At 38.5% G+C, this 1,552-nt stretch carries 2 protein-coding genes; both read left to right on the top strand.

Annotated elements, in window-relative coordinates; translation table 11 throughout:
* The coding region (locus HMPREF2675_RS04910; RefSeq protein WP_168167155.1) for a DUF6862 domain-containing protein at positions 1-1,087 on the top strand (1,087 nt) is incomplete at its 5' end.
* Positions 1,084-1,509, top strand: coding sequence for a hypothetical protein (locus tag HMPREF2675_RS04905; protein WP_013448798.1), 426 nt, complete (start codon positions 1,084-1,086; stop codon positions 1,507-1,509). The genes HMPREF2675_RS04910 and HMPREF2675_RS04905, both read left to right, overlap by 4 nt.
* Positions 1,510-1,552 lie beyond the last annotated feature (43 nt).

Genomic DNA, 1,552 nt, shown 5'->3' with positions numbered 1-1,552 from the left:
GGTAGGGGGCGTGTTGGGGCAGAATGCGGTGGAGAATAATTACTTAACTAGAGAGGAACTCAATGCTCAAGTAGATGCTGCTGTAGCTTGCCGAAAAGGAGATAAGGCAGCCTGCGCGGAACAAAAAAGGTTGGAAAGGCTAAATAAAGAGCGAGATTTGCGACTGCTAGCTGAATGTAATGCCAATATCCGTTCTCCTTTATGTACTCGGTTGAGAAAAGAAGCGGAAGTTGCTATGAGTGTGTTAAGTGCCACTCCATTAAGCAGATTGTTTGATTTTAAAATGGCATTTAATCCCGAAAGAAGGCAGGCTCATAGCGAAGAGTTCGGCAAAACCGATACTGTTGTGTTAATGTCTTACGGCAAATCACCGGAAGAAATTGCCGCCAATGCAAAAATGATGCGGATTGGCAGCGAACTGCTTACCGATATGACGGTTGTCGGAACGATTAAAGATTTCAAACAGGCCGACACGTTTAGAGATTATGCTGTTGCAACTATTTTTGCCATTCCGGGAGTGAAAGTAGCTAAAAAACTAGAAACCGTCCGCGATTTCAGAAAGGCCTACGAAGCTGCCAAAGAAGCGGGGGATTTGCGCACAGCCAAGAAATTGTTTGAATTAGCCAAAGATGCGAAAGGCTCGCCTAGAAGATTTGAACAACTTGAGGTTAAAGTAAGCAAGATACAAGAAGAGTTGGCAAGATTAGAAATTGATTTTGCTAAAATTCCTAAGGAATTTCAAAAAGCATCTTGGAACCCGCAAAGATTTTCTTTAGCCGATAACCAATTTGGTCACAAAGTAGGAAGACATGCTACTGAACATGGATTTGATATGAAAACTTCTAGCGGAAGAGAAAGTTTTAAAAAATTTATTTATGAAATTGCTAAACGGCCAGATGAGTTAAGGGTAGGAACTTTTAACGGGCAGGGAACCAGGCAAGGTGCAAATCATGCACGTGGATCAGTTTTATTTAGAATTAAAGGAAATAATGTGGTAGTAACATCTCCTGAAGGAGAGTTTATAACAATTTTGAAAAATGGCTTAACTAGTCCATCAGTAAAAAAAGGGATAAGGGTAAATAAATGAATGAGTTAAATGGAAGGATTTTATCAGTAAAGGGGCTTTTCTTCATATATGACGAAACGGATCTTGATATTGATGTCCAACGTCCCGATGAAATACAGTTTGATTTGGAAGGGATCCCTGTTTTATTTAAGTGTAATGGCAGCAAACCGAATCTGTCTTATGAAATCAACAAGGAAGCTGAAAACGTATCTTTAGGTAGTTATGGAGAGCTTAAAATATTCGATTTAACCGATTTTGATTTTTTTGGTTTCCTTAAAGATGAAGACCTATTGGAAATGAGAAAACTATATCTTGATGATGATGAAATCGGGTTTCGGCTAATTTTTTCCCAATCAGTGTTGAATATGATTAATTGGGGAGATGAATTTTTTTTGTTTAAAAACTTACCCGAATTTTTAATAAATGAAAATCTCCATGAATAAAAATTTAGGGGCTGAGACCTTTGCAAAAAAGTCCTTCCCCCAA

Origin of the sequence: Neisseria sp. HMSC061H08, from assembly GCF_001836795.1 — a bacterium.
Classification (GTDB): domain Bacteria; phylum Pseudomonadota; class Gammaproteobacteria; order Burkholderiales; family Neisseriaceae; genus Neisseria; species Neisseria subflava_A.
Note: the sequence above shows the minus strand (reverse complement) of the source record. Positions and strands in the feature narration are given on the sequence as shown.

What these genes read in the sequence shown, in the direction of transcription:
- HMPREF2675_RS04905 (WP_013448798.1), top strand. Translation starts at nt 1,084, where the DNA reads ATGAATGAGTTAAATGGAAGGATTTTATCAGTAAAGGGGCTTTTCTTC.